Below are 24,720 nucleotides of genomic sequence, written 5' to 3'. Positions count from 1 at the left end.
TTATAATTGAAAAGTAACAAACCTATAATTAAAGAAACTTCTATTGTTGAGACTTTACATATTCGACACAAAGTTATGTGGCCAAACAAACCATTAACCTATGTTGAGTTACCAGACGATAAGAACGGAAAACATTTGGGTTTACATGTAAACAACACGCTAACATCAATAGTTTCATTGTTTACCGTTAATAATGAGGTGCAGTTTCGAAAATTTGCAACACTAGTTGAATTTCAAGGATTGGGATACGGAACAGTTTTATTACAAAAAGTAATCGTATCAGCAAAAAAAGAAGGAACCCGTAAATTATGGTGCAATGCTCGAGTAGAAAAATCAACCTTCTATGAAAGATTCGATTTAAAACCAACCAATAAAAAATTTGAAAAAGGTGGGATTCAGTATATCGTAATGGAACGCTTATTTACATCAAGTTAAGAAAACAAAAAACTCAGTATTACCTATGCAATACTGAGTTTTTATATTTTATACTAAAAGCTTTTTACCTTCTCTTCTTACTATAATTTCCTTTCGATTTTCTTCTTGAATTTCGAGATTTCGGATTAAACTTTTCTACCGTATCATCAAACGTATTTTTTGCTTTACCTGCTTTATTTTTCTTCCACGAAGTATCTTCAGGCAATAATTTTTTTAACAAATCGTTACGTCCAACTTTAGTTAACGTATCTTTAATCCACTTTCTATTCTCCTTTTTATACCAAAAAAAGAATTTATGTTGATCTTCTTTTTCTTTAGCTGTTTTAGGCGTTTTTGTTGGTTTCAGAGTGTATGGATGGTAACCACTATAATAAATTACCGTAGCAACTGTCATAGGTGTTGGCGTAAATCCTTGTACTTGCTCTAACTGAAAACCCATATCTTTAGTTTCGGCAGCTAAATTTGCCATATCTTCTTTTTCACAAGCTGGATGACTTGAAATAAAGTAAGGAATCAACTGAAGTTTTAATTTCTTTTTTATGTTGATACGATCAAATCGTTCTTTAAATAAATGAAAATATTTAAACGATGGTTTACGCATCAATTTTAAAACAGGATCAGAAGTATGTTCTGGTGCTACTTTTAAACGACCAGAAACGTGTTTGGTCATCACCTCTTCGGTATACGCATCTAACTCTTTCGGATCGGCATTTTTATTAAACTCAGGCACTAACATATCGTGCCTGATCCCACTTCCTATAAATGATTTTTTTATCTTCGGATGTGCATCTACAGCTTGATATAATTTTGTTAACGGCTTATGAGAAGTATCTAAATTACTACATATTACTGGCGATATACAAGAAGGCGCCACACATTTATCACAGATAGATTGTATTTTTCCTTTCATCTTATACATATTGGCAGAAGGTCCACCAATATCAGATAAATAACCTTTAAAATCGTCCATTTGCGCAACGGCATCTACTTCTTTTAAAACAGATTCTTGGCTACGACTGGCAATAAATTTTCCTTGATGCGCAGAAATTGTACAAAAACTACAACCTCCAAAACATCCACGGTGAATATTTATCGAGAATTTTATCATTTCAAACGCAGGTATTGGCCCACGCTTATTATATTTTGGATGCGGCAAACGTGTAAAAGGCAAATCGAAAGAAGCATCAATTTCTTTTTCAGTCATGGTAGGATATGGCGGATTTATCATCAGCTTCTTACCACCTACTTCTTGAAAAATACGACGCGCATATAATTTATTCGACTCCTGCTCTATTACTTTAAAGTTTGATGCGTATGCTTTTTTATCTTTTAAACACAATTCATGCGAATTGATATCAACATCTTTCCAATTTTTATTCTTCGGAATTTTCTCTCCTTCTTCAACAAAAACAGCTGTTTGTTTTATGGTTTTTAAGCTCGAAAACGGAACACCTTTTTGTAGTAACTCAACAATTTCACGCAACGGTTGTTCTCCCATTCCGTATACCAACATATCAGCTTTAGAAGTTTCTAAAATTGTTGGCAATAACTTATCTGACCAGTAATCGTAATGAGTTACACGACGTAATGAAGCTTCAATACCTCCAATTAATACCGGAACGTCTGGAAATTTTTCTTTTAAAATTTTTGAATAAACCGAAGTAGCGTAATCTGGTCTAAAACCTTTATCACCATTTGGAGTATAAGCATCCTTATCTCTACGACGTTTACTTGCGGTGTAGTTACTTACCATCGGATCCATACATCCACCAGTAATGGCAAAAAATAAACGCGGGGTTCCTAACTTTTCAAAATCCTGTAAATTATCGTTTACACTAGGTTGTGGTACAATGGCTACTTTTAGCCCGTAACTTTCTAGTATACGCCCAATTACTGCAGGACCAAATGATGGATGATCTACATATGCATCTCCACTAAAAAGAATTACATCTAATTCTTCCCATCCTCTTAACTTAACCTCCTTATTTGTAGTCGGTAACCAATCTGAAACTCGTCTTATTCTCATGCCGTTGCAAAGGTACAACGTTTTAGTTGAAATTACCTATCATAAAAAGGTGTTAAATAAATGAATAGTAATGTAACATTTCGATAGAAATTAATACTTATGCAGTAGATAAAATACGAATCATGAAAAAAATTATACTAGGAACTGCTTTCATAGCCTTACTAGCAAGCTGTTCTACTTACAAAACAGTTCAAAACAACACGCAAACCGTGGCTGTTGCAATCGACTTAAATACTGTTGTTGATGATAAAATAATGGTTGAGATAAATCCGCAGAAAATTAAAGAAGAAACTCTTATTTATAACATTCCTGCAATTGTACCCGGAACCTATGCAATGAGTAACTACGGTAAATTTGTTGCCGACTTTAAAGCTTTTGACTACGACGGAAAAGAATTAGTTACCACAAAATTAAACGAAAATTCTTGGCAAATAAACAATGCGAAGAACATGGATAAAATTTCTTACTGGGTTGAGGATACTTTCGATTCTGAAAAAGAGCACAAAATTTATGTAATGGCAGGTACTAATATTGAAGAGGGTAAAAACTTTTTATTAAACCTACCTGGGTTTATTGGTTACTTTAATAACAAAAAAGAATTGCCTTATGAAATTACTATAATGCACCCAACAAACCTATACGAAACCTCATCTTTAATCAATAAAAACACGACTAAAACAGATAATAGTAAAGATGTGTTTTTAGCACCTAGGTATGATGAAATTTCTGACAATCCGATTATGTACGCGCCGTTAAACAACGTTAATTTTACGGTAAACGGAATTGATGTTAATTTAGCAGTATACTCTCCTAACAACAAGCATAAAGCGACAGATTTAGAAGAGGCTTTAAAAACAATGATGACTGCCCAAACAAACTTTTTAAAAGGCTTTGAAACTACAAATGAATACAATGTTTTAGTATATTTATTTGACCCTGAAGTTTATAAATTTCAAGGATATGGAGCTTTAGAACACCGTTCATCAACTACAGTTGTTTATCCAGAAACAATGGGCAAAAAACAATTTGCTAGTAATATGATTAACGGAACGGTATCTCATGAATTTTTTCATATCGTTTCGCCATTATCTGTGCATTCTGAAGAAATTCACACGTTCGATTTTAACAAAGCCAAAATGTCTGAGCATTTATGGATGTATGAAGGGATGACGGAATATTTTGCCAATCTTTTTCAGGTAAATCAAGGTTTAATTTCAGAAGAAGAATTTATTAATGAAATGAACGTAAAAATAGGTTCTTCAATGCGTTATAACGATGCTATGTCTTTTACCAAAATGAGTAAAAATATTTTAGAACCTGAATATGCTAAAAACTACGGAAATGTATATCAAAAAGGTGCTTTAATTGGAATGGTTTTAGATATTATTTTAAGAGAAGAAAGTAACGGTACATACGGTGTAAGAAACATGATGTTAGATTTATCTAAAAAGTACGGAAAAAACAATGCTTTTAAAGATGAAAAAATTATTGATGAAATTGTAAAGATGACTTACCCTTCGGTTGGCGAGTTCTTTAAGAACCATGTACAAGGAGCAACACCTATAAATTACGAAACATACTTTAACAAAGTAGGTGTTAAAAAAGAAACAAAAACTGAAAACGCTACTTATTTTATTGATGCTAAAGGACAACCTTTTATTTCGGTAAATGGAGATAAAAAAGTTTTTTTTACATCTAGATTAAATTCTGGATTAGCTGCTTTAGGTGTTAAAGCTGGTGACATTTTAGAATCTATTAATAGTGAAGAAATTTCGTTAGCTAACATTCGTCCTATTATAGGAAAAACCATGCAATGGAAAGCTGGTGACACAATAACAATGACCGTTACCAGAGATGGTAAACCTGTAAAAATATCAGGAAATTATGTACAGCCAACTAGTAAATCAACTGGTTTAGTAATAGAAAAATTACCTGCAACCAATGCTAAAGTAATTTTAAGAAATGCTTGGTTAAAAAACTAAATTATTCTTAGTTTTTATAAAATTAAAAAAGGCAACCAAATTGGTTGCCTTTTTTTGCTTTAACAATTTATTAAGAAGAATACAACTTTCATTTAACTAAATTCGGTGCTTCATATTCAAACCAAATACAATGACACAAAAATTACTTTCAAGAATTTTGATTGTATTTCTTTTTTTAGGCGTTTCTTTAAACACTGAAGCACAACGTAAAAAAAGAAAAAAGAAAGACAAAAAAACAGCTGAAATACCTAAAAAAAAGCCAGTAAAAAAAGGAATAAAACCTTACAGTAAAGTTGTTACTAAAAAACACAAAACTGATGAAGGTTTATTTAAAATACATTCGAAAGACAATAACTATCTGTTTGAAATTCCAGATTCGTTATTAAACCGAGAAATGTTAATGGTTACCAGAATTGCTAAGACCGCAAGCGGAATTGGTTTTGGAGGTGGAAAACAAAATACGCAAGTGTTACGTTGGGTAAAAAATCAGAAAAAAATATTATTAAAAGTTGTTTCTCACAATGTGGTTGCAGATTCTATTTTACCTATTCACGAAGCGGTTACAAACTCTAATTTCGAGCCGATTTTGTACGCTTTTCCTATAAAAGCATTTAGTAAAGATTCTACTGCAACAGTTATTGACGCAACTCCTTTGTTTTCTTCGGATGTAAAAGCAATCGGATTTCCTCAATTTAGACGAAAAGCATACAAAATTTCTAAAATGGATAAAAACCGTTCATATATTGATCGTATGAGTAGTTATCCTCAAAACATTGAAGTTCGCCACGTAAAAACTTATGTTGCTGGTAAAGCGCCGTCAAACTCAAGTGTTGGTGCCGTTTCTTTAGAATTAAGTAACTCTATGATTTTACTTCCTAAAGTACCTATGAAGCGTCGTTATTTTGACGAACGTGTTGGTTGGTTTACAAGTTCTCAAACTGATTATGGTTTAGATACTCAAAAAAGTAAATCAGTAACTTATTTAGACAGATGGCGTTTAGAAGTTAAAGATGAAGATTTAGCGAAGTTTAAAAGAGGTGAATTAGTAGAGCCTAAAAAACAAATTGTTTATTATATTGATAGAGCTACGCCTAAAAAATGGAGTAAATATATTAAAGAAGGAATTGAAGATTGGCAAGTTGCTTTTGAAGCTGCTGGTTTTAAAAATGCAATCATCGCTAAAGATGCACCAACAAAAGAGGAGGATCCAGAATGGAGTCCTGAAGATGTTCGTTATTCTGTAGTTCGTTATTTAGCGTCTCCTATTCCAAATGCAAACGGGCCTCACGTTAGTGATCCTCGTTCTGGAGAAATTTTAGAATCTGATATCAACTGGTATCATAATGTAATGACTTTGTTACATAACTGGTACTTTATTCAAACTGCTGCTATCAATCCAGAAGCTAGAAAAAATAAATTTAAAGATGAAATTATGGGACGTTTAATTCGTTTTGTGTCATCTCATGAAGTTGGTCATACCTTAGGTTTACCTCATAATATGGGTAGTTCTGCTGCTTATGCTGTAGACTCTTTACGCTCTGCTAGTTTTACTAAAAAATATAGTACAGCACCGTCTATTATGGATTATGCGCGTTTTAACTACGTTGCACAGCCAGAAGATAAAGGCGTGGCAATGATGCCAAACATCGGACCATACGATAAATATGCAATGAGCTGGGGATACCGCCCTATCTTAAACACATCTGCTAAAGATGAAAAAGCTATTTTAAATAAATGGATTACTGATAAAAAAGGAGACCCTATTTACAGATTTGGTCATCAACAAGTAAGAAATACCATCGATCCAAGTTCTCAAACAGAAGATTTAGGTGATGATGCCATGAAAGCAAGTGCTTACGGTATTAAAAACTTACAACGTATTTTACCTCGTTTAGAAGAATGGACTACTGAAAACGGTGAAGACTATCAAGAGTTAAAAACAATGTACGGTCAATTAGTTGGTCAGTTTAACAGATATATGGGACATGTTAGTTCTAATATTGGTGGAGTTTACGAAAACTTTAAAACTGCGGATCAAGAAGGTTCGGTATATACACATACCTCGAAAGATCATCAAAAAAGAGCCTTAGCTTTTGTTAATAATGAGTTATTTAAAACACCTACTTGGTTAATAGATCAAAATATTATTGCAAAAACACAATATTCTGGTTCTGTTGATGAAATTAGAAGCTTACAAGTACGTACTTTAAACAAAATTTTAAAAACTGGTCGTTTAACTCGTCTAATTGAGAATGAAGTTTTAAACGGAACTAAAGCGTATACTTTTGTAAATATGATGACAGATCTTAGAAAAGGGATTTGGTCTGAACTATACACAAATAAAACAATTGATGGTTACAGAAGAAACTTACAAAGAGCACATTTAGATCGTTTAGACTTTTTATTAAACAAAGCTAAAAACCAAAGTGGAGTTAGAAGAAGCGGAGGTTATTTTAAACAAACTGCAGTAAATATTAGTCAATCTGATATTAAAGCAGTTGTTAGAGGCGAATTAAAAAGAATACAAAGAGATATTAAACGTAGTATTCCTAACGCTCGTAACACAATTTCTCGTTACCATTTACAAGATGCAGCAGATAGAGTTAGTAGTATTTTAAATCCAAATAAATAAGATTAATCTATTTTTATAAAATTTAAAAAGGCAACCAAATTGGTTGCCTTTTTTTATTAATCATTTATAATAAAATGCGGTACTTTAGCTACATTCCAATCTATTACCAAACCTTGTGCTAATGATTTTGCTATATCTGGCCCGTATAAATATTCACATAAATAAAGCGCTGCCTCAAAAGATTTTGCGCCTCCGGCAGACGTAATATATTTTCCGTCGTGAACAAATAACACTTCCTTTCTAATATCTAAATCAGGAAACATGGTTCGCATTTTATCAATATCCGAAGGAAATGTAGTTGATACTTTTCCGTTTAAAACTCCAGCTTTTGCCAATACAAAAGCGCCATCGCAATGAGAAGTTATAAACTGCGCCTCTTTATCAACCATTTGTACAAATTCAATTAGTTTTTTATTTTCTAAATCGGTATCTAAATGATGTTCCGCACTTGGCACCACTAAAATATCAATCTTTGGTAAGCTATCTTTTAAATAATTAAAATCAGGCAAAATTCGCATTCCTTCAAAAGTAGTAATCGGTTTATCAGTATCAGCAACCGTAAATACATTCATCGGTTTAATTCCTTTTCTAAAAACAGTATGTTGAAAAATATCAAACGGTGCTGTAAGTTCTGTATTAAAAGTTCCGTCCATTATTAAAAATGCAACATTATACCTGTCTTTTTTTAACTTAGAAAACACCTTTTTAGTTACCTCTTTCTCTGTTTTGCTGATGTTTTTTTCACCGCAACCAATCAAAATTAAAACAATAACACTTAACATTAAAACTCTCATAAAATACATTTTAACGCTAAAATATTAAATCTAGCTTGCTTTTAGCATTCGTTTTTTATATTTACTACTTAAATAACCAAATCACATGAAATCATTTTTAAAATTCTTGTTAATTATTTCACTTACAATTAGTAGTTGTACTTCAAAAAACACAGAAAAAATTGAAGTAGGCGCGAAAGTAAAAAACACCTATGTAAAAGATAACTTTACTAAAAAAGAAGTTACCATTACGATGCGCGATGGTGTTAAATTACACACTACTATTTACACCCCTAAAGACACGAGCAAAACCTACCCAATTTTAATGCAAAGAACACCTTACAGTTCTAGACCTTATGGAGACGGTAAATTTAAAAACAAAATTGGTCCGAATAGCATTTTAATGAAAGAAGGAAACATTGTGGTATATCAAGATGTTCGTGGTCGTTGGATGAGTGAAGGCGTGTACGATAACATGCGTGCTTATATTCCTAATAAAACACCAAAACAAGCTGATGAAACTACCGATACTTACGATACCATTGATTGGTTAGTTAAAAACACACCGCATAACAACGGAAAAGTTGGTACTTGGGGAATTTCATATCCTGGGCATTACGCTACCGTTTCTACAATTGATGCGCATCCTGCTTTAAAAGCAGCCTCACCACAAGCTTGTATTGGCGATTTCTTTTTTGATGATTTTCACCACAACGGTGCTTTTTTACTAAGTTATTTCAGAGCAATTTCTTTATTCGGAACTTACAAAGATCAACCAACGGATTCTGCTTGGTATTCGTTTCCTAAAATGGATACACAAGATCAATATCAGTTTTTCTTAGATAAAGGACCTTTAAAAAACCTCAACGAATTTTTTCAATATGATAAATTAGATGTTGCTAGTACTGAAAAGAAAGATCAAATTGATGATTTTTTCTGGAAAGAAATTGTAGAGCATCCAAATTATGATGAAACATGGCAAAGCAAAGGAATTATTCAACATTTAGATAAAGTTCCTGCTACCGTAGCAACCATGATTGTTGGTGGTTTGTTTGATGCTGAAGATTTATATGGCCCTTTAGAAACCTATAAAAACATAGAGAAAAATCAACCTAACAATTACAATACGTTAGTTTTCGGACCTTGGGATCACGGTGGATGGGCACGAAATAAAGTAACCAACAAAGTTGGAAACTATTATTTTGGAGATTCTATTTCTTTAAAATTTCAGAAAGAAGTAGAAACAAAATTCTTTAATCATTTCTTAAAAGGTGACGGCTCTAAAAATAGCGGATTACCAGAAGCATATGTTTTTGATAGCGGTAAAAAAGAATGGAAATCATACGATGTTTGGCCTCCAAAAGAAGCAAAAAAACAATCGTTTTATTTATCAGTAAATCAAGAATTATCAGCATCTAAAAATGACAATTCTAAAGTTGATTTTATAAGCGATATCAAACGCCCTGTTCCGTATTCTGAAGATATTAAAACCGTATTCACGCCAAGAAAATACATGACCGATGATCAGCGTTTTGCTGCTCGTAGACCTGATGTATTGGTGTATGAAACTGATGTTTTAACAGACGATTTTACTCTTGCCGGAGATATTTTAGCAAAATTAAAAGTAGCAACAACAGGTTCTGCTGCCGATTGGATTGTAAAAGTTATTGATGTGCATCCTGCGGATTTAAAAAATGATAACAAAGAAATGCAATCGCATTTAAAGTTAAGTAACTATCATTTAATGGTACGTAGCGAGGTTTTACGTGGTCGTTTTAGAAATAGTTTTTCGAATCCAGAACCGTTTACGCCTAACAAAAAAACAGACGTAAATATTAAATTACAAGATGTATTTCACACCTTTAAAAAAGGGCATAAATTACAAATACAAGTACAAAGTACGTGGTTTCCTTTAATCGATTTGAATCCGCAGACTTATGTAGACAACATTTATAAAGCTGATGAAAAAGATTTTAAAACACAAACACATTCGGTTTTTACAGATTCTAGTATTGAATTTACCGTGTTAAAAGAATAATTATGAATCAAAATTATACCGATGTATTAATCGTTGGCGCTGGATTATCAGGAATTGGTGCAGCTTGTCATTTATCAAGAAAAAATGCGAATAAAAGTTATCGTATTTTAGAAATGCGTGAAGAATTAGGAGGAACCTGGTCGTTATTTAAGTATCCAGGAATTCGCTCTGATTCTGATATGTATACCTTCGGATATTCTTTTAAAACATGGGATGCTTCTAAATCATTTGCGGATGCTCCTTCAATTTTAAAATATCTAAACGAAGCTGTTGATGAGTATAAAGTACGTGATAAAATAAGCTATAACGAAAAAGTTACATCGGTTAATTTTGATACAAAATCTGCTCTTTGGACAGTTACTACAGAGCATCAAAAAACAAAAGAAACACATCAATATACTTCAAAGTTTTTATTTTCTTGTAGCGGATACTACAATTACAAACAAGGATATACTCCAGAATTTGATGGAGTTGCTAATTTTAAAGGCACTGTAATTCATCCGCAAAAATGGCCCGAAAATTTAGATTATACGGGTAAAAAAGTCATCGTTATTGGTAGTGGCGCAACGGCGGTTACTTTGTTACCAGCCATGGCAGATAAAACCGAACATATTACCATGGTTCAGCGCTCGCCAACCTACATTGGCGCATTGCCCAATAAAGATAAAGTTGCGAACGGCATAAAAAAAATATTTCCTAAAAAGGTAGCACATAAAATCGTTCGACTTAAAAATATTTTGTTTTCTATCCTATTTTATAACGTTTCTCAAAGGTTTCCGAACTTTATGAGAAACTTTATTATTAAAGGAGCCAAAAAACAATTGAATGGTTTTCCGGTTGAACCACATTTTACACCGAGTTACAATCCTTGGGATCAACGTTTTTGTGTAGCTCCTGATGGCGATTTATTTAAAGTAATCAGAAATAAAAAAGCATCTATTGTTACCGATCATATTGATTGTTTTACCGAAAACGGATTGCGTTTAAAATCAGGAAAAGAACTAGAAGCTGATATTATTATTACCGCAACCGGATTAGAATTGGTTGCTTTTGGTGATGCCAAAGTAAGTATCAACAACACTCCTTTTAACCCTGCTGAAAAGTTAACATACAAAGGTTTAATGTTAAACGATCTTCCTAATTTTATATTTTTTGTAGGATATACCAATGCTTCTTGGACATTAAAAAGTGATTTAACTAGCGAATACGCAAGCCGAGTTATTTCGTATATGGATAAAAAAGGGTTCAACACCATTGTTCCTAAAGTAAATGATGATAATATTAAAACTGTTCCGTTAATTAATTTAAACTCCGGATACATTCATCGTTCTACCGCAAACTTACCAAAACAAGGAAGTGAATTTCCGTGGAAATTATATCAAAATTGGATTTATGATTATTTCACATTACGTGTAAAATCTATTAAAGATGATGTTTTGAAATTTTATTAACCCTAAATAAAGTTCTTTTTTAGAGAACTTTATTATATTTGCATTAAGTAAGGCATGAAACGAATAATTGCAAAAAGAACGCTACGAGCATTTTGGGAAAACCATGCAGATTCAGAACAATATCTAAAAACTTGGTATGAAACTGCTAAAAATTCAAATTGGATGTCTCCAAACGATGTAAAAGAAACTTACATCAACGCTAGCATCTTAAAAGACAGTAGAGTTGTTTTTAATATTAAAGGAAATTCGTATCGATTAATTGTAAAATTCAATTACGTAAGACAATGGGCGTTTATTCGGTTTATAGGAACTCACGCTGAATATGATAAGATTGATGCAGACACTATTTAAAAAATGAATTATGGAAATTAAACCTATCAAAACAGAAAAAGATTATGATAAAGCGCTAGAAAGACTAGAGCTAATCTTTGATGCTACCCCAAATTCAAAAGAAGGAGATGAGGCTGAAATTTTATCATTATTAATTGAAAATTTTGAAAATAAACATTATCCAATTGAGGCACCAGACCCTATTGAAGCTATAAAAATTAGAATGGAAGAAATGAATCTTAAACAAAAAGATTTAATTGGAATTATTGGTGGAAAAAGTAGAGTTTCTGAAATTTTAAATAAAAAGAAAAAACTAACTGTTGATATGATACGTGAATTAGAACAAATTTTACACATATCTGCTTCCGTTCTCGTAAATAATTATCAACTTACTAAGTAACTTCTTAATTTGTTTGTTATTCAGAAGCATCAAACCTTATAAATAAATATTACAATTACCCTCTAATAACATTTAATAATAATATGGAAATACCAAAATTTCACGAAACGTTTATTCCTATTTTGAAAACACTTATGAATGGAGAAGTTATTCATCATCGTGAAATGAGTAAAGAAATAATATCGAAATTTTACTCAAACCTTAGTAAAGAGCAACTCGAAAAGAAAACAAAAAGCGGTGATACACTAATATTAAATAGAATTGCTTGGGGTAAATCATATTTAAAAAAAGGAGGTTTTATTGAGTTCCCAAAAAGAGGAATGGTAAAGATAACCGAAAAAGGCAAAAAATCTGTAAACAAAAATCTATCATTAAAAGACGTTGAAAACTCTTCTAACTTTTTAGATTTTTACACGGAAGAAAATCCATCAAAAGAAACAACACCTCAAAAAATCGAAAATGCCTCTCCTCAAGACCTAATTGATGAAGGTTTTTTACAGATTGAAAATGAAATAAAAAATGAACTTTTAGATAAACTAAAGTCAATGGATCCTTTTTACTTTGAAAAAGTAATTCTTATTCTTTTAAAGAAAATGGGATATGGTGATTTCATAGAAACTGCAAAAACAGGAGATGGCGGAATTGATGGAATAATTAATGAAGATAAACTTGGTTTAGACAAAATCTATATTCAAGCCAAACGATATGGTGAAAATAAAGTTAGAGAAAAAGATATTAGAAACTTTATAGGTGCAATGAGTGGAGATACACAAAAAGGTGTATTTGTAACAACATCTACTTTTGATAAAGGTGCTGAAAAAAAAGCTAATGATGCTCATCATAAAATAATTCTCATTAACGGAACCAAACTAACAGAATTAATGCTTGAATTTAATGTCGGATTACAAATAAAGTCAACTTATGAAGTTAAAGAAATAGATATTGATTTTTTCGAAACCGAATAATAAATAAGGTCACTTACAACATCCTCAAGAAATCATTTCTATCAATTTCACGCGCACCTAAACTTTCTAGGTGTTCGTTATGTACCTGACAATCTATGAGTTTGTATCCGCCATTTTTGGCTAAGTGAATAAAAGCAACTTTACTCATATTACTTGCTTTGCTAAACATACTTTCGCCACAAAAAACACCGTTTCCGGTATCAACTCCGTACAAACCAGCAACGAGTTTATCATCAATCCAAACCTCTATGGATTTTGCAATTCCTTTTTCGTGTAAATTAATATAGGCATCTTCCATATCGTCGGTAATCCACGTTCCTAACTGATCATTTCTATCAATATGGCGACAATTAAAAATAACATCGTTAAACGCTTTGTTTTCGGTAATTGTAAAACCTCTTTTTCGTAATACTTGACGCATCGATTTAGAAACTTTTACTTCTTGCGGAAATAAAACCATACGTTCTGGTGGCGAATACCAAACAATTGGTTCGCCTTCATTAAACCATGGGAAAATTCCGTTTTTATACGCATGCATTAACCGTTTGGCAGATAAATCTCCACCAAATGCCAAAACACCATCCTCATTCGCGAATTCATACGGCGGAAATACTATTTCTTCAGGTAACCAAATCATATAAAACTGTAATAGACACTACAAATATAATGCAGTTTTCATCAGAACTAATGAGAAAAAACGCCATTGATTTCATTTTTTATAATTCTTACTGAAATAAAAACGTATCAATTCAATTTTCCATAATTTTGCAACATGGTAAAAGAGCTACAACTACGCGTTAATTTAATAGAAGAAAAGAAAGAAGATATTCTTAAAAAGAAAGCTTCTAAAAAATTAAACATCAATATTGCTGAAATAAATAGCGTAAAGGTGTTACGTAAATCTATTGATGCGCGTAAAAAAGAAGTAGTTTTTAACTATAAAGTTGCGGTATATGTTAACGAACCTCAACCTACAACGCCCGATTATGTTTTTGACTACAAAGATGTATCCAACGCAAAAGAAATCCATATTATCGGTTTTGGCCCTGCGGGAATGTATGCTGCATTGCGTTGTATTGAATTGGGTTACAAACCGATTGTTTTAGAACGTGGAAAAAATGTTCAAGATCGCCGACGCGATTTACGTGCCATTAATCAAGAACATTTTGTAAACGAAGATTCTAATTACTGTTTTGGTGAAGGTGGTGCCGGAACCTATTCTGACGGAAAATTATACACTCGTAGTTTAAAACGAGGTGATGTTCGTAAAATATTCGAAAACTTGGTACACCATGGTGCTGCTGAAGATATTTTAATTGATGCGCATCCGCATATCGGAACCAATAAATTACCTAAAATCATTAAAAACATTCGTGAGAATATTATTAAATATGGCGGCGAAGTTCATTTTGATACGCGTGTTACCGATTTTGTGATTAAAAACAACAAATTACAAGCCATTCAGTTACAAAACGGAGCAGAAATGACCGTGAATTCAGTGATTTTAGCTACTGGGCATTCTGCTAGAGATATTTACGAGTTACTACATAAAAAAGATATTTTATTAAAAGCCAAATCGTTTGCAATGGGAGTTCGTGTAGAGCATCCGCAGTTAATTATTGATCAAATTCAATATAGCTGTACTGGAGAAAGAGACGAGTTATTACCTGCCGCTGCATATAGTTTAGTACAGCAAGTAAATAACCGTGGCGTATATTCTTTTTGCATGTGTCCTGGCGGATTTATAGTACCTGCTGCCACAGCAAATGGCGAAGTTGTAGTTAACGGAATGTCACCATCTCGTAGAAACAATAAGTTTGCAAATTCAGGAATTGTAGTTGAATTAAATATTGATAAAGATTTTAAAAAATATGAACATTTTGGACCTTTAAAAGGATTAGAATTTCAAAAAGATTTAGAAAAATTAGCTTTTAATGCAGGCGGAAAAAGTCAAGTTGCCCCTGCGCAACGTTTAACTGATTTTGTAGAAGGAAGATTATCTTCTTCTTTAAATGAAACTTCATACCAACCTGGGTTAAAATCTTCTCCGCTGCACTCTTTACTTCCTAAAATAATTGGTGGTAGATTACGTAAAGGTTTTGATGCCTTCGGAAAAAAAATGCATGGATATTATACTGCTGAAGCAAATATTATTGGGGTAGAATCTCGTACCTCATCACCTGTAAACATTCCAAGAAAAGAAAACTTAGAGCATCCACAAATTGAAGGATTATTTCCTTGTGGTGAAGGTGGCGGTTATGCTGGCGGAATTATATCTGCCGCAATGGATGGTGAACGCTGCGCAGAAGCTGCAGTTTATAACTTATAATTAACGTTATTTCTTTGATTTATCTGTAATTACCTCGTATTTTTGCGCTCTCTTAAAAGAGCTTTAGAATCAAGTGAATAAAAAAAGAAATAAAAAAAAGACAAAACCACATGTAAAACGCCTGCATAACTATTATCAGCGCACTGGTTTTTACATGTTTATTTGGGAAAGTTTAAAAAAAGCTTTTTGGCCAATAGTTGTTGCTGTTGTCGGAATCTTTTTATTTAACAAATACGTTTACAATATTAATGATGGTTTACAAGCAATGACCGAAACTTTTTCGAGAATTGGTGTATTAACTGTTTTCTTTATTTCTGAAACAATTTTAGGACTAATTCCTCCAGAAATTTTTATCGCTTGGTCTAAAAAAACTGCAAATCCGGTTTTTAATTTATCTCTTTTAGCAACCTTGTCTTATTTAGGTGGTTTAACTGCCTATTATCTTGGTAGAGCATCTTTAAAAATTGATTCTGTAAGAAACTATTTAGAAGTTAAAATGGCTAAAAACCTTAAAAACACTAGTAAATGGGGTGGTTTTTTAATTTTAGTTGGTGCTTTGTTACCATTACCTTTTGCCATTAGTTGTTTAACTGCTGGTATGATTAAATACCCGTTTAAAAACGTGGTTATTTTCGGTTTATTTCGTTTTTTACGTTTTGCTGTTTACGCTTGGGCCATTTTTAAAATGGTTAACTAACAACATAAAATTTATATTATTACTATGGGTGGATTATCTAACAACGATGTTTTTAAAAAATTAAGAGTAGCTCACAAATTACGTGACACTGATATTGTAGATATTTGTGCTTTGGTTGATTTTAAAGTTTCTAAAAGCGAATTAGGTGCTTTTTTCAGAAACGAAGATCATCCTAAATACATGGAGTGTGGCGATCAAATTCTTAGAAATTTTTTAAACGGATTGATCATTCATTTAAGAGGTCCGATGCCTAAAAAAGAAAAATAACATTACAATATAATTAGTTTTAATAAAAAGCCTTCTGATTAAAAAATCAGAAGGCTTTATTTTTCCCTTAAATTATATTTGCCAATTAATAACACATTAGCAACATTACAAATATAAGCAATCTCATTTCTTTAAAATTATAAATGCTGATAAAATAAAAAAGAGAGCAATATTGCTCTCTTTTTTATTTCTTATCCTCTTTTTACTAAAAAGGTAAATCGTCTGGTTCGTTTGCTGATAAATCTGGAGCTGGTTGAAACTGATCTACAGGAGGTGTATTTTGTGCTGCTTGTGCTAAATTCTCAATTCTCCATCCTTGAACAGAGTTAAAGTATTTTGCAACTCCTTCTGGATTAATCCACTCTCTACCTCTTAAATTAATAGACACTTTTACATCCTGTCCAACAGCATAATTATTTAAAACATCACATTTATCCTGTACAAACTCAATCATAATCATTTGTGGATATTGCTCATCAGTAGTAACTACCATTTCACGCTTTCTAAATCCGCTTGCACCAAATGTTTGTGTTTCGTTAATTAATTTAATTTTCCCTATAACTTCCATATTCTTATCTATTTAATTAAAAGCACTTTCCAAGCGCTTTCTACATCATTATTTTGTAAATACTGCTGTGCAAATGTATGTTTTTTTTCAATTGAAAACGAAACATATTCTGGGTGTTCTTTAGCAAAGTTATTAACAGTTTCTTCGTTTGGCAATTGCTCTACATTACCTAACATTCCTAAATTATTACCTGTTAAAACGGTACTGTTTCTTATTATTAAAGGAATTTGATCTACTCCAATACCTAAGGTTGAAATTGGTTTTGGTATTTCAAAAAAACCATCTCTAGCACGCGAATAATAGCTCCCTCCTGCTCTTGCCACCAAATCTATTTTATGTTGATCGATACTCCCATCTTCTGCTAAAATATTTTCATTTATATGAAGTTTTACCACTTCGCAAACAATTAAATTACCTGCGCCTCCTTCGGTTCCTGTATAAATAATATCGGTTACTTTACATTCAAACTGCACTGGCGATTCTGCTACTCTAAACGGTTTTACTTTATCTGAAGCTAACATCGTAAAACCTGCTTTTTCAAACTCATTTACTCCTTTCGGATACATGGTACTGCTTAACGACATTTGTTGTACAATATCGTAATTAACCACATTAATTACCACTTCTTTGGTTTCTTCAGCATTATCTAACGTGTGTTTTGTTTTATTTCCTCTTACACTTCGTGCTGGTGAAAAAATTAGCATTGGCGGATTTGCGCCAAAAACGTTAAAAAAACTAAATGGTGATAAATTCGGATTTCCATCAGCATCTATAGTACTTGCAAATGCTATTGGCCTTGGTGCAATAGCGCCTAATAAATAACTATGTAATTTAGGTATAGGTAATTCTTTAGGATCGAGTGATAACATGTTGTTTGTTTTTTAGTGTAAATATACTACGGATTTACAAATTAAGTTATTGTATAGAATAGTTTATATTTGACTAATGACATTTTTTAAAAATACTTATTGGATAAAACGAATTGCTTTTTTCGTATCTCTTTTAATTGTTTCATTTATTTTATGGAATACCTATGTGTTTTTTCAAAAATTTAAAATAGAAGAAAGAGGTAAAATTGAAATTTTTGCCGCTGCTTTTAAAGAATTAGCTTCTAACCCAGATTTAGATGAAAACACTAATTTAATCAACAAGGTTTATGAAACTATTGAAAACATTCCTACCATTCTTGTAAACAAAAACGGAAGTATTGATTTGCATAGAAATTTAGATTCTATTAAATCTAAAAATCCATTATACCTTAAAGAACAACTAACAATAATGAAAGATCAAAACGATCCTATTGTTATTGAATATTATGGTATTACGCAATATTTATATTATCGAAATTCCGATTTATTATACAAACTTAAATATTATCCGTTAGCGTTATTGCTAATTTTAGGGCTTTTTGTAATCATTATTTATATGGTTTACAAATCGAACCAAGTAGCGGAACAAAATAAACTTTGGACAGGAATGGCTAAAGAAACAGCTCATCAAATAGGAACTCCTTTATCCTCTTTATTAGGTTGGATTGCCATTTTACGTACCGAAAATGTAAATGAAGATTATATTATTGAAATTGAAAAAGATGTAGACAGACTTAGTACTATTGCCAATCGATTTTCTAAAATTGGGTCTTTACCAAAACTCACAAAATATAATATTGTTACCCAAACCGAAGCCGCTTTTAATTATTTAAAATCAAGGAGTTCTAAACAAATTAATTTTGCTTTTTCTTCGGATGCAAAAGAGCTTTTTTCTAATTTAAATATCGAATTATATGGTTGGGTAATAGAAAATCTGATTAAAAATGCCATTGATGCTATGCAAGGAAAAGGAAGTATTTCTCTTAAAATTAAAGAAACTCCTAAAACCGTAAAAATTATAGTTACTGATTCTGGTAAAGGAATTAACAAATCGCAATTTAAACAAATTTTTAAACCTGGTTTTACCACAAAAAAACGCGGTTGGGGTTTAGGCTTATCGCTCTCTAAACGAATTATTGAAGATTATCATGACGGAAAAATATTTGTACAAAAATCCGAAGTAAATAAAGGAACTACTTTTGTTATTCAGTTAAACAAAGTTTAAAGTAACTCCGTCTAACAACGATGTGATTCTGAAATAAATTCAGAATGACACGCTGCTGTTTAGTTTATTTTTCTTTGTGATTATGCCTCATTGACCAACCAAAAGCAAAACTTGCTATTGTCCAAATAACAAAACTTATCAATGTTTTTTTTAACGTAATTTCTTCTCCATCAAAATAAGGCCATACAAATGTCATTATAACAAACATCCATAATCCCCAACTTAACCCTGCCTTATGCCATTTTTTTAATTTCATTTATTCGAAATTACCAGAAACACTTTCTGCCAATTCAATAAATTCATCCTTCGATAATTTTACCTTTTCTATAAACTGAATATCTGCCATGGTATTTAAAGGTATTAAATGCACATGTACATGCGGTACTTCTAAACCAATTACACTCATTCCTACACGTTTACACGGAATTGTTTTTTCAATAGCTTTGGCAACTCGATATGAAAAAGACATCAATCCATCATATTCTTCTTTTGATAAATCAAAAATTTTATTTTCTTCTCTTTTAGGAACCACCAAGGTATGTCCTTTTGCATTCGGATTTACATCTAAAAAAGCGATAAAATTATCGTCTTCTGCTATTTTATATGAAGGAATTTCTCCTACTATTATTTTGGTAAAAATACTTGCCATAACTTTTGTTTAATGTCTCGTCGAGTGTAGTCGAGAGGTTAAAATTTAGATCTCGACTACGCTCAACCTGATTACTAATAGTAAAAATAAAAAAAGCGTTGCAAACGCAACGCTTTTCATTAAAAATATTTTCAAAATATTAACGAGAAATATCCATAACTTCAAACTTCATTATTCCGTTTGGCACTTTAATTTCTGCAATATCACCTAAACTTTTTCCTAACAAACCTTTTCCTATTGGAGAGTTTACCGACAGTTTCCCTTTTTTAATATCCGTTTCAGAATCCGCCACTAAAGTATAAGTAAATTCCATACCATTAGTTGTATTTTTTAATTTTACGATAGAGTGAATTAGTATTTTAGAAGTATCTAACTGACTCTCATCAATAATACGTGCATTTGCAACCACATTTTTAAGTTTAGCAATCTTAGTTTCTAATAAAGACTGTTCTTCTTTTGCGGCATGATATTCTGCATTTTCACTTAAATCTCCTTTATCAATAGCATCACCAATTTCTTGAGAAACTCTTGGTCTTTCAGTATGCTCTAAATGTGATAACTCTTCTTTTAATTTTTTTAATCCTTCGGCACTATAATATGATACTTCACTCATAATTTTAAAACTTTAAAAATCTCATACCGATAGATATGAGATTACACAACAAATGTACAAAATATTTGTAAATTCGTAGCGTTGCATATATAACTCTATTTTTAAATAATGAGAAAAATACTTTATCTTTTTAGTTTTATAATACTTTTAAGTTGTTCTGATAACACACCCGTTAACGATTGTTTTAGAGGTATAGATATGAATACTATTATTGATTTATCTTTACCAGAATATCAAGGTTTACTTATACCTAGCGGTACTTCTGAAAATAGCATACAAGGTCGTAATATTTTTATTTTTAGAACAGGAAACAGCGGTTACAAAGCCTTTGATCAACAATGTCCTGAAGCTACCTGTAATTCTTTAATGACTTTTGATGGTGTGCATATTAAATGTCCTTGTGATGATAAAAAATACAATTATTTGGCAAACGGAGCGCCTATTGATAATGAAGGTTGTGCCGCTTTAATGTATTTTGTTTCAAAAATTAGTAGTTCGCAATTAAGAATATCTCGTTAATTCTATAATTCTATAATTAAGATTCTTATTTTTGCCATAACAACAACACACTAAAATATTTATCTTGAAAAATTATTTTTCTTCAAACTTTAAATTGGGCGTTCTCGGTGGCGGACAATTAGGAAGAATGCTACTTACCGAAACACAAAAACTTGATATTCATACACTTATTTTAGATGGAAATCCAGAAGCTCCTTGCGCACAAATTTGTAACGAATTTCATCAAGGAGATTTATTTGACTTTGATACTGTTTATAATTTTGGTAAAAAAGTAGATGTTTTAACTATTGAAATTGAAAATGTAAATATTGATGCTTTAGATAAGTTAGAATCTGAAGGGTTAACAATTTATCCGAAGCCAGCTAGTTTACGTATCATTCAAAACAAAGCACGACAAAAAACTTTTTATAAAGATCATCAAATACCAACGGCGGATTTTTCTCATTATGCCTTTTTAGAAGAGTTAAAACACTCGTACGAAAACAATATTATTGAGTTTCCTTTTGTATGGAAAGCTGCGCAATTTGGCTACGACGGAAATGGCGTAAAAGTAGTTCGTAATTATAACGACCTTTATTCTTTACCCGAAGTAGAATGTATTGCCGAAAAACTAGTGCCTTTTAAAAATGAATTGGCAGTAATTGTTGCTAGGAATTCATCTGGAGAAATAAAAACATATCCTGTGGTTGAAATGGAGTTTCATCCAGAAGCAAATCAGGTAGAATATGTAATTTGTCCTGCTAGAATTGAAGAATCTGTGGCTAAAAAAGCACAAGAAGTTGCTTTAAAAGTAGCTAATTCTTTAAACTTCGTTGGATTGTTAGCTGTTGAAATGTTTCAAACAATAAATGATGAAATCTTGGTAAATGAAGTTGCTCCAAGAACACATAACTCTGGACATTATTCAATAGAAGCAAGTTACACCAATCAATTTGAACAACATTTACGTAGTATTTTAAATCTTCCTTTAGGAAATACCGAAAGTAAAGTTGCCGGAATAATGGTAAACTTAGTCGGTGCAGAAGGTTATACTGGCGATGTTGTTTATGAAAACATGCACGAAATTTTAAAAATTGATGGAGTTACGCCGCATATTTACGGAAAAAAAACAACCAAACCTTTCCGAAAAATGGGACACGTAACAATCGTTAATAAAGATATAAATGAAGCTCGAAAAATAGCGCAACAAGTAAAAGAAACAATTAAAGTAATAGCTAAATAATTACTCGTTAAGCTGAATTTATTTCAGCTTCTCACCCAAACTCATGAGGTTCTGAAAAAAAGTTCAGAGCCTCATTTTAAAAACATAAATTATGGTAGGAATTATAATGGGAAGCGATTCAGATCTTCCAATCATGCAAGAAGCAATTGATATTTTAGAAAGTTTTGATATTCAAATAGAAGTTGATATTGTATCTGCACACAGAACACCTGAAAAATTAGTTGAATATTCAAAAAATGCCCACACTCGTGGTTTAAAAGTAATTATCGCTGGTGCTGGTGGAGCTGCGCATTTACCAGGAATGGTAGCAAGTATGAGTCCGTTGCCTGTAATTGGAGTTCCTGTAAAAAGTAGAAACTCAATTGATGGATGGGATTCTGTTTTATCAATTTTACAAATGCCTGGTGGCGTTCCTGTTGCAACTGTTGCTTTAGATGGTGCAAAAAATGCAGGAATTTTAGCAGCTCAAATTATTGGTGCTTCTGATAAATGTGTTTTAGACAAAATTATTACCTACAAAGAAGGCTTAAAACTTAAAGTTGAAAAAGCTTCTGAAAGAGTAAGAAAATAACTATTTTAGTATAATATATTTAATGCAAAACCTCGCTTTTATGTGAGGTTTTGCCAATTTTAAAAATGATTTTTTATGATTAAGAATCCACTTTTACAAGATTTTAATACACCTCCTTTTTCTAAAATTACAAATGCAGACTATAAACCTGCCATTGAAGAAGGAATAAAAATAGCAAAAAAAGAAATTACTGCCATTGTAAATAATACTGATGCTGCTACTTTTAATAATACCACAGTAGCTTTAGATTTTACAGGTGAAAAGCTTAATAAAATAACTTCTATTTTCTTCAATTTAAATTCTGCCGAAACCAATGATGAAATTCAGAAAATAGCACAAGAGGTTTCTCCTTGGCTAAGTGAATTTAGAAATGATATTACGTTGAATGAAGCTTTATTTAAAAGAGTTAAAACTGTTTTTGATGCTAAAGACAATTTAAATTTATCTCCTGAGCAAGAAATGTTGCTAGACAAACAATACAAAAGTTTTGCTAGAAACGGCGCTAATTTAAATGAAACTGACAAAGTAGAATTACGCACAATTGATGCTGAATTATCTAAACTATCATTAAAATTTGGAGAAAATGTATTGACTGAAACCAATGCTTTTGAAATGCATTTAACTGATGAAAATGATTTGTCAGGTTTACCTGAAAGTGTAAAAGAGGCTGCCAAAGAAGTTGCAAAATCAAAAGAAAAAAAAGGTTGGATTTTCACTTTAGATTATCCAAGTTACATTCCTTTTATGACCTATGCTGACAATAGAGAATTGCGTAAAAAATTAGCCATTGCAGCTGGTAAAAAAGCATTTCAAGACAATGACTTTAACAACGAAGAGATTGTTTTAAATATTGTAAAACTTCGTCATAAAAGAGCTAATTTATTAGGTTATAAAACACATGCTCATTTTGTTTTAGAAGAACGAATGGCAGAAACACCTGAAAAAGTGTTATCTTTTTCAAACGATTTATTAGCCAAAGCAAAACCTGCTGCAAAACGTGAGTTTGATAATTTAAGAAACTACGCTAAGAAATTAGATGGTATAACGCAACTTGAAAAATGGGACGGTGCTTACTATTCAGAAAAATTAAAGAAAGAATTATTTTCTTTAGATCAAGAGTTACTAAAACCTTATTTTAAATTAGAAAACGTAATTGATGGTGTTTTTGAAATTGCTAATCGTTTATTCGACTTACAGTTTGAAGAAATAAATTCGATCGATAAATACCACGAAGATGTAAAAACATACAATGTAACTGATGCAAACGGAAATTTCATTTCTCATTTTTATGCTGATTTTCATCCAAGGCCAGGGAAAAGAAATGGTGCATGGATGACGAGTTATAAATCGCAACAAATTAAAAATGGTGTTAATGAGCGTCCGCAAGTATCTATTGTTTGTAACTTTACCAAGCCTACCAAAACAAAGCCTTCTTTATTAACTTTTAATGAAGTTACAACCTTGTTTCATGAATTTGGACATGCATTACATGGTATGTTAGCAAACACAACTTACAATAGCTTATCAGGAACATCAGTTTCTTGGGATTTTGTTGAATTACCTAGTCAGGTTTTAGAAAACTGGTGTTACGAAAAAGAAGCCTTAGAATTGTTTGCCAAACATTATGAAACTGGAGAAACAATTCCGATGGAATATGTTGAAAAAATAAAAGAGTCAGCTAGTTTTCATGAAGGTATGCAAACGCTTCGTCAGTTAAGCTTTGGATTATTAGATATGAGTTGGCACTCGCAAAACCCTTCAGAAATAAAATCTGTTAAAGATTTTGAAACCGCTGCGTTTTCTGAAACAAAACTATATCCTGATGTTGCTGAAAATTGTATGAGTACTGCTTTTTCTCATATTTTTCAAGGAGGATATTCTGCTGGATATTATTCTTATAAATGGGCGGAAGTTTTAGATGCTGATGCTTTTGAGTATTTTTTAGAAGAAGGAATCTTTAACAAACAAGTTTCTGATAAATTTAAAGATAATGTTTTATCAAAAGGAGGTACCGAAAAACCAATGGAATTGTACAAGCGCTTTAGAGGTAAAGAACCTAAACCTGATGCGCTTTTAAAACGTGCTGGATTATTATAAAAACTACAAAAACCTTTCGAAATTTCGAAAGGTTTTTTCTTTAAAAAAACACTAAAATAATA

The 24,720-nt window shown here is 31.7% G+C and carries 24 protein-coding genes; 16 read left to right on the top strand and 8 right to left on the bottom strand.

Annotation, left to right across the window (positions count from 1 at the left end; genetic code table 11):
* Window positions 1-6 precede the first annotated feature (6 nt).
* A complete protein-coding gene (locus ACN5J5_RS08390) occupies window positions 7-435 on the top strand; it encodes a GNAT family N-acetyltransferase (protein ID WP_418644473.1) in 429 nt (142 codons plus the stop codon).
* Window positions 436-499: 64 nt separating this feature from the next.
* Here ACN5J5_RS08390 and ACN5J5_RS08385 read toward each other — a convergent pair whose 3' ends face one another.
* Window positions 500-2,461: a YgiQ family radical SAM protein gene (locus ACN5J5_RS08385; RefSeq protein WP_418644472.1), complete on the bottom strand. Its 1,962-nt coding sequence runs from the start codon at window positions 2,459-2,461 to the stop codon at window positions 500-502.
* A 122-nt stretch (window positions 2,462-2,583) separates the two neighbouring features.
* Here ACN5J5_RS08385 and ACN5J5_RS08380 point away from each other — a divergent pair, with 122 nt between their 5' ends.
* Window positions 2,584-4,443 (top strand): peptidase M61, encoded by a 1,860-nt coding sequence (locus tag ACN5J5_RS08380; protein ID WP_418644471.1) that lies wholly within the window; start codon window positions 2,584-2,586, stop codon window positions 4,441-4,443.
* 130 nt (window positions 4,444-4,573) lie between these two features.
* Window positions 4,574-7,075, top strand: coding sequence for a zinc-dependent metalloprotease (locus tag ACN5J5_RS08375; RefSeq protein WP_418644470.1), 2,502 nt, complete (start codon window positions 4,574-4,576; stop codon window positions 7,073-7,075).
* 56 nt (window positions 7,076-7,131) lie between these two features.
* Here the strand turns inward: ACN5J5_RS08375 and ACN5J5_RS08370 are convergent, their stop codons facing one another.
* Window positions 7,132-7,869: a DJ-1/PfpI family protein gene (locus ACN5J5_RS08370; protein ID WP_418644469.1), complete on the bottom strand. Its 738-nt coding sequence runs from the start codon at window positions 7,867-7,869 to the stop codon at window positions 7,132-7,134.
* Between the two features lie 85 nt (window positions 7,870-7,954).
* On the opposite strand from ACN5J5_RS08370, the gene ACN5J5_RS08365 reads away from it, so the two are divergent.
* From ACN5J5_RS08365 to ACN5J5_RS08345, 5 genes are all read left to right on the top strand, one after another.
* A complete protein-coding gene (locus ACN5J5_RS08365) occupies window positions 7,955-9,886 on the top strand; it encodes a CocE/NonD family hydrolase (RefSeq protein ID WP_418644468.1) in 1,932 nt (643 codons plus the stop codon).
* A 2-nt stretch (window positions 9,887-9,888) separates the two neighbouring features.
* Window positions 9,889-11,337 (top strand): flavin-containing monooxygenase, encoded by a 1,449-nt coding sequence (locus tag ACN5J5_RS08360; protein WP_418644467.1) that lies wholly within the window; start codon window positions 9,889-9,891, stop codon window positions 11,335-11,337.
* Window positions 11,338-11,391: 54 nt separating this feature from the next.
* The gene (locus tag ACN5J5_RS08355; protein WP_418644466.1) at window positions 11,392-11,688 is read left to right on the top strand and encodes a type II toxin-antitoxin system HigB family toxin; all 297 of its coding nucleotides are present in this window, start codon (window positions 11,392-11,394) and stop codon (window positions 11,686-11,688) included.
* 10 nt (window positions 11,689-11,698) lie between these two features.
* Entirely contained in the window at window positions 11,699-12,067 is a 369-nt protein-coding gene (locus ACN5J5_RS08350; protein ID WP_418644465.1) for a helix-turn-helix domain-containing protein, read from the top strand.
* 83 nt (window positions 12,068-12,150) lie between these two features.
* Window positions 12,151-13,032 (top strand): restriction endonuclease, encoded by an 882-nt coding sequence (locus ACN5J5_RS08345; protein WP_418644464.1) that lies wholly within the window; start codon window positions 12,151-12,153, stop codon window positions 13,030-13,032.
* A gap of 13 nt (window positions 13,033-13,045) precedes the next feature.
* Here ACN5J5_RS08345 and aat read toward each other — a convergent pair whose 3' ends face one another.
* Window positions 13,046-13,669, bottom strand: coding sequence for a leucyl/phenylalanyl-tRNA--protein transferase (gene aat / locus ACN5J5_RS08340; RefSeq protein WP_418644463.1), 624 nt, complete (start codon window positions 13,667-13,669; stop codon window positions 13,046-13,048).
* 135 nt (window positions 13,670-13,804) lie between these two features.
* Between aat and ACN5J5_RS08335 the strand changes: the two genes are divergently transcribed.
* The 3 genes from ACN5J5_RS08335 (at window position 13,805) to ACN5J5_RS08325 (ending at window position 16,325) form a co-directional block, all read left to right on the top strand.
* Window positions 13,805-15,361: an NAD(P)/FAD-dependent oxidoreductase gene (locus ACN5J5_RS08335; protein ID WP_418644462.1), complete on the top strand. Its 1,557-nt coding sequence runs from the start codon at window positions 13,805-13,807 to the stop codon at window positions 15,359-15,361.
* Between the two features lie 154 nt (window positions 15,362-15,515).
* Window positions 15,516-16,058 (top strand): YqaA family protein, encoded by a 543-nt coding sequence (locus ACN5J5_RS08330; RefSeq protein WP_418644461.1) that lies wholly within the window; start codon window positions 15,516-15,518, stop codon window positions 16,056-16,058.
* Window positions 16,059-16,082: 24 nt separating this feature from the next.
* The gene (locus tag ACN5J5_RS08325) at window positions 16,083-16,325 is read left to right on the top strand and encodes a DUF1456 family protein (protein ID WP_418644460.1); all 243 of its coding nucleotides are present in this window, start codon (window positions 16,083-16,085) and stop codon (window positions 16,323-16,325) included.
* A 205-nt stretch (window positions 16,326-16,530) separates the two neighbouring features.
* Here the strand turns inward: ACN5J5_RS08325 and ACN5J5_RS08320 are convergent, their stop codons facing one another.
* A complete protein-coding gene (locus tag ACN5J5_RS08320) occupies window positions 16,531-16,893 on the bottom strand; it encodes a DUF3127 domain-containing protein (RefSeq protein WP_303557939.1) in 363 nt (120 codons plus the stop codon).
* Window positions 16,894-16,901: 8 nt separating this feature from the next.
* Window positions 16,902-17,762 carry a flavin reductase family protein gene (locus ACN5J5_RS08315; protein ID WP_418644459.1) on the bottom strand — a complete coding sequence of 287 codons (861 nt, stop codon included), beginning with the start codon at window positions 17,760-17,762 and terminating at the stop codon, window positions 16,902-16,904.
* A gap of 76 nt (window positions 17,763-17,838) precedes the next feature.
* Between ACN5J5_RS08315 and ACN5J5_RS08310 the strand changes: the two genes are divergently transcribed.
* Complete coding sequence (locus ACN5J5_RS08310; protein WP_418644458.1) at window positions 17,839-18,987, top strand: sensor histidine kinase; 1,149 nt, start codon at window positions 17,839-17,841, stop codon at window positions 18,985-18,987.
* 64 nt (window positions 18,988-19,051) lie between these two features.
* On the opposite strand, the gene ACN5J5_RS08305 is transcribed toward ACN5J5_RS08310, so the two are convergent.
* The 3 genes from ACN5J5_RS08305 to greA form a co-directional block, all read right to left on the bottom strand.
* Window positions 19,052-19,243 (bottom strand): hypothetical protein, encoded by a 192-nt coding sequence (locus ACN5J5_RS08305; RefSeq protein ID WP_418644457.1) that lies wholly within the window; start codon window positions 19,241-19,243, stop codon window positions 19,052-19,054.
* A complete protein-coding gene (locus ACN5J5_RS08300) occupies window positions 19,244-19,636 on the bottom strand; it encodes an HIT family protein (protein WP_418644456.1) in 393 nt (130 codons plus the stop codon).
* Window positions 19,637-19,775: 139 nt separating this feature from the next.
* A complete protein-coding gene (greA, locus tag ACN5J5_RS08295) occupies window positions 19,776-20,249 on the bottom strand; it encodes a transcription elongation factor GreA (protein ID WP_418644455.1) in 474 nt (157 codons plus the stop codon).
* 108 nt (window positions 20,250-20,357) lie between these two features.
* Here greA and ACN5J5_RS08290 point away from each other — a divergent pair, with 108 nt between their 5' ends.
* From ACN5J5_RS08290 to ACN5J5_RS08275, 4 genes are all read left to right on the top strand, one after another.
* Entirely contained in the window at window positions 20,358-20,768 is a 411-nt protein-coding gene (locus ACN5J5_RS08290) for a Rieske (2Fe-2S) protein (protein ID WP_418644454.1), read from the top strand.
* A gap of 64 nt (window positions 20,769-20,832) precedes the next feature.
* Window positions 20,833-21,990 carry a 5-(carboxyamino)imidazole ribonucleotide synthase gene (locus ACN5J5_RS08285; protein ID WP_418644453.1) on the top strand — a complete coding sequence of 386 codons (1,158 nt, stop codon included), beginning with the start codon at window positions 20,833-20,835 and terminating at the stop codon, window positions 21,988-21,990.
* A gap of 91 nt (window positions 21,991-22,081) precedes the next feature.
* Window positions 22,082-22,561 (top strand): 5-(carboxyamino)imidazole ribonucleotide mutase, encoded by a 480-nt coding sequence (gene purE / locus ACN5J5_RS08280; protein WP_271406653.1) that lies wholly within the window; start codon window positions 22,082-22,084, stop codon window positions 22,559-22,561.
* Window positions 22,562-22,636: 75 nt separating this feature from the next.
* Window positions 22,637-24,658, top strand: a complete 2,022-nt coding sequence (locus ACN5J5_RS08275) for a M3 family metallopeptidase (RefSeq protein WP_418644452.1) — start codon at window positions 22,637-22,639, stop codon at window positions 24,656-24,658.
* Window positions 24,659-24,720 lie beyond the last annotated feature (62 nt).

This window comes from Tenacibaculum insulae (assembly GCF_964512435.1).
GTDB lineage: Bacteria > Bacteroidota > Bacteroidia > Flavobacteriales > Flavobacteriaceae > Polaribacter > Polaribacter insulae_A.
The sequence above is the reverse complement of the archived record's forward strand: the minus strand, read 5'-3'. Positions and strand labels throughout refer to the sequence as shown.